7 protein-coding genes are annotated in these 7,158 nt (G+C 74.0%); all 7 read right to left on the bottom strand.

Annotated elements, in window-relative coordinates; translation table 11 throughout:
• The coding region (locus ABD194_RS21335) for a hypothetical protein (protein ID WP_343995283.1) at window positions 1–207 on the bottom strand (207 nt) is incomplete at its 3' end.
• The gene (locus ABD194_RS21330) at window positions 204–1,226 is read right to left on the bottom strand and encodes an SDR family oxidoreductase (RefSeq protein WP_343995281.1); all 1,023 of its coding nucleotides are present in this window, start codon (window positions 1,224–1,226) and stop codon (window positions 204–206) included. The genes ABD194_RS21330 and ABD194_RS21335, both read right to left, overlap by 4 nt.
• Window positions 1,227–1,280: 54 nt before the next feature.
• A complete protein-coding gene (locus ABD194_RS21325) occupies window positions 1,281–3,047 on the bottom strand; it encodes a glycoside hydrolase family 15 protein (protein WP_343995279.1) in 1,767 nt (588 codons plus the stop codon).
• Entirely contained in the window at window positions 3,044–4,168 is a 1,125-nt protein-coding gene (locus tag ABD194_RS21320; protein WP_343995277.1) for an enolase C-terminal domain-like protein, read from the bottom strand. Before ABD194_RS21320 ends, ABD194_RS21325 begins: the two co-directional genes overlap by 4 nt.
• The gene (locus ABD194_RS21315) at window positions 4,165–5,853 is read right to left on the bottom strand and encodes a GMC family oxidoreductase (RefSeq protein ID WP_343995275.1); all 1,689 of its coding nucleotides are present in this window, start codon (window positions 5,851–5,853) and stop codon (window positions 4,165–4,167) included. Before ABD194_RS21315 ends, ABD194_RS21320 begins: the two co-directional genes overlap by 4 nt.
• Complete coding sequence (locus ABD194_RS21310; protein WP_343995273.1) at window positions 5,850–6,575, bottom strand: gluconate 2-dehydrogenase subunit 3 family protein; 726 nt, start codon at window positions 6,573–6,575, stop codon at window positions 5,850–5,852. The genes ABD194_RS21315 and ABD194_RS21310 overlap by 4 nt, the downstream gene beginning before the upstream one ends.
• Window positions 6,575–7,123, bottom strand: a complete 549-nt coding sequence (locus ABD194_RS21305) for a hypothetical protein (RefSeq protein ID WP_343995271.1) — start codon at window positions 7,121–7,123, stop codon at window positions 6,575–6,577. The genes ABD194_RS21310 and ABD194_RS21305 overlap by 1 nt, the downstream gene beginning before the upstream one ends.
• Between the last annotated feature and the right edge of the window lie 35 nt (window positions 7,124–7,158).

Genomic DNA, 7,158 nt, shown 5'->3' with positions numbered 1-7,158 from the left:
TGCACCGCCGGTGGCCAGCACCGCGACGCCCTGGGCCAAATGTCGCGCGCCGAGCAGTCGTGCAACCCGGGTGGCCGCCTCTCCCGCCGGCCGCCCCAGCACGAGCGCCGCCACCCGCTGCGGCGCGACGAGGGCGACGAGGCCGTATGCGGCCCTCCCGGCCTCGAGCACGACCGGCGCCGTCGGCCCCCGGCGCGCTCGCGTCACCGCGAGCGCCTGGCGCCGAGTCCGGCGGCGACACCGGCGAGCGCCAGGCCGCCGATCGCACCGAGCACGCCGTGGTGCTGCGAGGCCCACAGCTGCGGGGAACGGTCGGTCGACCGCTTGTCGAAGGGCCCGCGCGTGCCGTAGTCCTGGTGCTCGTCGGCCGGCTGCTCGAGGTTGTCCGGGCGGTCGGGGTCCTTCGGCTGGTCGGTCTGCTGCGACGTGAACCCGGTCCTGGCGAGGTAGCGGTCGAGCAGTCCGGGGGCGATGGCGTTCGCTGCGAGCGTGCCGACCGTGCTGCCGCCGACCCAGTACTCGCGGCGCTTCGGGTGGTCGGCCGCGTGGACCACCGCGCTCGCCGCCACGTGCGGCTCGTAGATCGGGGGCACGGGCTGCGGCTTCTTCGGCAGCCGGGAGCGCACCCACTCGAACTGGGGGGTGTTGACGGCGGGCATCTGCACCATCGTCACGTGCACCGGGCTCTTCTCGTGCAGCAGCTCGCAGCGCAGCGACTCGTGGAAGCCCTGGATCCCGTGCTTGGCACCGCAGTAGGCCGTCTGCAGCGGGATGCCGCGGTAGGCCAGCGCGGAGCCCACCTGGACGATCGTGCCGGAGCCGCGCTTCTTCATCCGCGGCAGGATCGCCATCGTGGCGTAGACGTAGCCGAGGTAGGACACCTCGGTGACCCGCCGGAACTCCTCGGGGGTGATCTCGTCGAAGGGCGCGAAGACCGAGGTGAAGGCGACGTTGACCCACACGTCCACGGGCCCGAGCTCCGTCTCGACGGTGTCGACGGCGGCGGTCACGGCCTCGGGGTCGGCCACGTCCACCTCGACGACCAGGGGGTGGCCGCCGGCCGCGCGGACCTCGTCGGCGGCGGCCTCCAGACCGGCCGAGCCGCGGGCGAGCAGCGCCACCTTGGCGCCGCGCCTGCCGAAGGCGACCGCCGTGGCGCGGCCGATGCCGCCGCTGGCGCCCGTGACGGCCACGACCTGGTTGCGGTGGGCTCGTGCGTCGTTCATGGGGGTTTCCTCTCGTCGTTGCGGACTGGGACGGTTCGTACCCGTCGGGGTCGGTCAGGTGTGCAGATGGGTGGCGGGACCGTCGGCGAGGCGGGCGCTGGCCTCGAGCATCCCGGCGTGGACGAACGCCTGCGGCAGGTTGCCGCGCAGCTGGCGCTGGCGGACGTCGAACTCCTCGGTGAACAGGCCCGGCGTCGTGCAGGCCGCGCGGCCTCGCTCGAACCACCGCAGCGCCTCGGCGCGGTGTCCCTGCTGGTGCGCGGCGAGCGCCATGTGGAAGCCGCAGAGCAGGAAGACGCCCTCGGCCTGGGCGAGCGGGCGCTCGTCGTGGCGGAAGCGGTAGAGGTAGCCCTCGTCGGCCAGCTCCTGCCGGACCGCCTCGAGCGTCGCGATGCTGCGTGGGTCCTCCGGTGGGACGGCGCCCCGCACGGCCGCCAGCAGCAGGGAGGCGTCGACCCGCTCGTCCTGCGGGCTCTGCTGCCAGCGCCCCGTGGGGTGGAGGCAGTCGGAGGTCGCGTCGGCCACGATGGTGTCGGCGAAGCCGGCCCACTCCGCCGCCTGCGCGGTGGGCGCCACCGCGGCGATGGCGCGCAGCCCGGCCGCGCAGATGAGCCGGGAGTGGGCCCAACGGCGGTCCTCGAGCTCCCAGATGCCGGCGTCCGGCTTCTTCCAGCGCTTCCGCATCACGTCGATGCACGTCTCCACGGCCCGCCAGCCGTCGAGGTCGAGCATCCCGTGCCGCTCCGCTGCGGCGAAGAGGAGGAGCGACTCACCGAGGGTGTCGAGCTGGAACTGCTGGTTGACCCAGTTGCCGACGACGTCCTTGCCGCCGGGATAGCCGGGCAGGTCGAGCTGGCGCTCGTCGGGCACCAGGCCGCCGTCGACGGTGTAGGCCGGTCGCAGGTCGTTGCCGTGCTCGAGCAGCGCGCCCGAGACGAAGGTGACGGCGGAGCCCAGGAGCGGGTGCGCGCCGCACGCGGCGACGGCCTGGCCGGCATAGCACTGGTCGCGGATCCACGCGTAGCGGTAGTCGTAGTTGCGGCTGCGCCCACCGTGCTCGGGCAGCGACATGGTGGCCGCGGCCACCATCCCGCCGGTGGCGCTCGTCAGGCCGCGGAGCACGGCATACGACTGCTTGGCGTCGGTCGGGGCGATCGTCTGGTCGAAGCTCGGCACGGCGTCGCTCCACGAGGCCAGGGTCGCCGACCAGGTCGGGTCGGGCGCGGGCGGACGGTCCGGCAGCCGGTCGCGGCCGATCTCGAGGACGAGGTCGTGGGTCTCGCCCTCGCGCAGCTCGATGGCGAGCTCGAGGCGGTTCTCGGAGGTCACCCAGTGAGCCTCACCGGCACCGGTCCACCGTGCGAGATGCTGGCCGGCGCGAGCGGTCCACACGTCGCCCGAGCGGTGCACGTCGACCATCGGGTCGGCGCCGAAGCCCGCCGCCAGCGAGAGGATCGCGGCGAAGTGGGCGTCCCCGTGCAGGGCTTCCAGCCGGTGCAGCAGCACGAGGTGGTCCTTGTCGCCGGGGAACGCGAGCGCCTGACGGCACTCCATCACCCGGTCGTCGGCGGTCCACCGACCGCGCCAGACGAGGCTGCCCGGCTCGTAGTAGCCGCCCCAGACGTAGCGCCCGTCGAGCGGGGTGACGGCATAGGTGCCGTGACCGCCGATGAGCGAGCCGAAGACGGGGTCGTCGTGCCACTGCGGCGCGCACAGCCAGGCGACCTCGCCGCGGGGGCCGACGAGCGCGGCGCGCTCGCCGTCGGCGAGGACCGCATACTCCCGCAGGACGTGCAGCGGCAGCCCCGCCGGCAGCTTCACGCGACCCGCCACTGCTCGGCACCCCCGCTCACCGTCATGCCGTGACCCGGCCCGTCGTCGCGCGGGTGCAGGGCGCCGCCAGCGACCCCCGGGATGCCGTCGAGCAGCTGCGGCTCGAGCCGCGCGTGGTCGACGAACCACTCGACGTGCCGCAGGTTGGGCACGGCGGCCGCGACGACTGCGTGCAGCGCGGGCGCGCAGTGCGCCGAGACCTGCAGGTGGGCGGCCTCGGCCAGCGTCGCCCCCCGCAGCCAGCCGGTGTAGCCGCCGCAGCGGGTGCCGTCGAGCTGGAGGCAGTCGACGACCGGAAGGAGCGCGGTCACGTCGTCGGGCGTGGCGGCATACTCCCCCGCGGCGACGTCTGCGGCGAGCGCCTCACGGACGGCGGCGAGCCCCGCGGTGTCGTCGCTGGAGACCGGCTCCTCGAACCACTCGACGCCGAGGTCGTCGAGACGGTCGCCGACCCGGATGGCCTCGCCGACCGTGTAGCCGCCGTTGGCGTCGACCATGAGCCGCGTGCCGTCGGGGGCGAGCCGGCGCAGCTGCCGGGTGCGGTCCAGGTCGCGCTCGGGGTCGGTGCCCCAGCTCTCGCCGATCTTGATCTTCATGGCCGTGCACCCGGCCTCGACCCAGCCCTGGACCTGCTCGGCGAGCCCGGCGTCGTCGAGGGTGGTGAATCCCCCTGAGCCGTAGACCGGCACGTCGTCGCGGCAGCGGCCGAGCAGGTCGCCGAGCGGCAGCCCCAGCAGGCGTGCCTTGAGGTCCCACCACGCCACGTCGACAGCGCTGACGGCCTGCATGGCGAGGCCGCTGCTGCCGAGGTTGCGGACGGCGCGGCGCATCGCGGACCAGCCGTCCGTGACGTCGAGGGCGCTGCGGCCGAGGAGGTGCGGCGTCAGCTCGTCCTCGACGACCGCGGCAGCGGCCCGGCTCGAGTAGGTCCAGCCGAGGCCGGTGTGCCCGCCCGCCGCGAGCGTGACGGTGACGGCGGTCGTTGCGTGCCACTCGAACGTGCCGTCGGCCTCCGGCTCGGGGGTCGGGAAGCGGTAGACGGCCGTCTCGACGTGCGTGATGGCGCTCTCGTCGCGCGCGTATGCCGGGTGCCCGGCTCCCGCGCTCATGCTCGCACCGCCTGCTGCTCGGTCAGCCCCCGGCGCGCCTGTGTCGCAAGGCGATCCGCGGCGCGGGCGGCGAGTGCCATGATCGTCAGGGCCGGGTTGGCCGAGCCCTGGGTGGGCAGCACGCTGCCGTCGACGACGTAGAGGTTGGGGATCCCGAAGACGCGGTGGTCGGGGTCGACCACGCCGTCCTCGGCGCGGGCTGCCATGCGGGCGCCCCCGACGAGGTGGGCGTAGCGGTCGATCGTCATGACCTCGCTGGCGCCGGCCGCCTTGAGGATGGTCTCCATCGACTCCGTCGCGGCCTTGGTGAGCATGCGGTCGTTGTCGCACTGCGAGTAGGAGAAGTGCGCGATCGGCAGGCCGTGCCGGTCCTTCTCGTCGGCCAGGGTGACGCGGTTGTCGGGCTGCGGGAGGAACTCGCACAGGGCGCCGATGGTGGCCCAGTGCACGAAGTCGCGGAGGTACTCGCGCAGCGGCGCGCCCCAGTGGCCCTGCGCCACAACGTGTTCGGCCCAGGTGATGGGCAGCGGGCTGACGTTCTGGATCGACCAGCCGCGCCGGTAGGGCTTGGTGGGGTCGGTCTCGTAGAACTGCTCGGAGGAGACCTCCGGTGGCGGGGCCTTGTAGGCGCGGACCTCGTCCTCGAACCGGCCGGAGGTCTGCGGGGCGCCCTGGACCATGAGGTAGCGCCCGAGCTGGTCGTGGTCGTTGCCCAGCCCGGCGGCATACCGCTCGGTGGCCGAGAGCAGCAGCAGGCGTGGGGTCTCGATGGAGTAGCCGGCGACGGCGACGGCGCGGGCGCGCTGGAAGTGCTCGCGACCGCGGCGCAGGTAGGTCACGCCGGTGCAGCGGCCCGACTCGTCGTCGACGACCACGCGCGTGACCATGCTGTCGGGCCGGATCTCGGCGCCGTGCGCCAGGGCGTCGGGCACGTGCGTGATGAGCGGGCTGGCCTTGGCGTTGACCTTGCACCCCTGCAGGCAGAAGCCGCGGTAGATGCAGTGCAGGCGGTGGCCGAAGCGGCCGTTGGCGATGCCGACAGGGCCGACGCGGGTCTCGATGCCCGCGGCGAGCGCGCCCCGCTGGAGGATCTCGCCGTTGCCGCCGACGGGGTGCGCCGAGTGGGGATACCGGTGCGGGTCGCCCCACGGCCAGTCCTCGCCCGCGACGGGCAGCTCCTGCTCGATCTGCTCGTAGTAGGGGCGCAGGTCGGAGTACGCGATGGGCCAGTCGGCGCCCACGCCGTCGTCGGTCCGCACCGAGAAGTCGCTCGGGTGGAAGCGCGGGGTGTAGCCCGCGTAGTGGACCATCGATCCGCCGACGCCACGACCGGAGTTGTTGGAGCCCAACGGAACCGGGTCCGTGCCGCCGATCTGTCGCGGCTCGGTCCAGTAGAGCGTGTGGGACCCGCGCTCGTCCGAGACCCAGTCGCGGTCCGGGTCCCAGAAGGGGCCCGCGTCGAGGCACACCACGCGCCAGCCGGCTCGTGCCAGGCGCTGGGTGAGGACGCTGCCGCCCGCACCGGCGCCCACGACGACGAGGTCGACCTCGTCGTCGTCGTCGAAGCGGCGCATGTCGTCGCGCAGCCGGTGGTTGCTCCGGGTCCCGTCGGTCGGCAGCAGCCAGGCGGACTCGTTGCGGGCCCGCAGCTCCCGCTCGCTGCGGGGACTGTCGAGCCGGGTCACTGCCCTGCCCCGTCCGGCGAGTGACCCTCGAGCAGGGCGCTGTGCTCGCGGCGGGCCGCCTCGACGCGCTCCACGAACGGGGTGGGGCGCCGGTCCACGGCGTCGGCCACCTCCCAGTGGTCCCGACCGCCCACGCCGAGGTTGACGTAGCCGCGCGGGTAGGCGGGGCCCGGGAAGCCGATCTCGTTCCAGGCCCACGGGTGGGAGTAGAAGGCCGTGCACGCATACCTGGTCCAGAGGCTCCAGATGCGCTCGGCCGACACGCCGTGCCACTGCTCACCCGCTGACGAGTGCGCCTGCACGTCGTTCACCAGGGCGGCCTGCCGGCTCGCGTCGAGCTCGGCGAAGCTGGCACCGTCGAAATGCTCGGCTGCGTCCTCCTCGAGCCAGGCCAATGTGTGCCGCCAGGCCTGGGCGTCCTCCGGGAGGTCGTCGTAGTGCCAGCCGTCCGTCTCCCCGATCGCGAGTCGTGCGTCGAGCAGCTCCAGCACCGGGACGCGGGGCTCCTCGTCCTGCGCGAGGATCAGGTCGAGCAGCGGCGCCGCGACCGAGACCTCGTGCGACGTGAAGAACGCGAGGTCGGCGGGATGGGCGAGGCGGCCGAGGACGACTCCCGCGGTCACGTCGTCCCAGTCGTCGACCGAGTCGAGCACGTCGAAGCCGGGGAAGCGGCCGCGGCCCTGGGGGGTGACCCCCCGGCGGTGCGGGGCGCGGTACGGCATCAGCGGCGCCTCCCTCGCCGGAGCGAGCGCGCCGCCGCTGCCGGGCTGCGTCGCGGGGCCTGGCCCTCACGGCGCAGCACGGCGGCGAGCAACCCCATGCCACCGACGACGGTGGCCAGCAGCGGGGCGAAGAGCGGTGGTCCCGCCTCGAGGTTGTAGCGGGTGACACCGCCCGGTCGTTGGGCGACGCCGCGCCAGTGCAGCCAGGTGCCCTGCAGGCCGTTGGCGACGATGAGCGCGGAGGCGACGGGCAGGACGGTGTGGGCGGCCCGCTTGGAGAAGACGCCGGCCACGCCGGCCGGGACGGCGGCGGGCAGGATCGCGACCGGCCACCACATCAGCTTGTTGCCGAAGCTGGCACCGTCGTGGGCGAGGTAGATCTCGCCGGTCGTGACGGCAGCGCCTGCCGCCGTCAGGCCCGCGAGGGTCTGCTCGAAGCGGCCGGTGCGCACGTCGGCGAGGGCACGGTCGAGCCAGGTGCTGCCCCTCGTGCTGCCGCTCGTGGTGGCTCTCGTGGCGGCTCTGGTGGCGACTCGGGCCACGGTCACTCACCGCCCTTGAGGCCGGGCACCACCTGTTGCGC

The organism is Terrabacter terrae, from assembly GCF_039529575.1.
Taxonomy (GTDB): Bacteria; Actinomycetota; Actinomycetes; order Actinomycetales; family Dermatophilaceae; genus Terrabacter; species Terrabacter terrae.
The sequence above is the reverse complement of the archived record's forward strand: the minus strand, read 5'-3'. Positions and strand labels throughout refer to the sequence as shown.

Bases quoted from the DNA above. Each gene is read 5' to 3' on its own strand.
- ABD194_RS21330 (WP_343995281.1), bottom strand. From the start codon at position 1,226: ATGAACGACGCACGAGCCCACCGCAACCAGGTCGTGGCCGTCACGGGC.
- ABD194_RS21320 (WP_343995277.1), bottom strand. From the start codon at position 4,168: ATGAGCGCGGGAGCCGGGCACCCGGCATACGCGCGCGACGAGAGCGCC.
- ABD194_RS21310 (WP_343995273.1), bottom strand. From the start codon at position 6,575: ATGCCGTACCGCGCCCCGCACCGCCGGGGGGTCACCCCCCAGGGCCGC.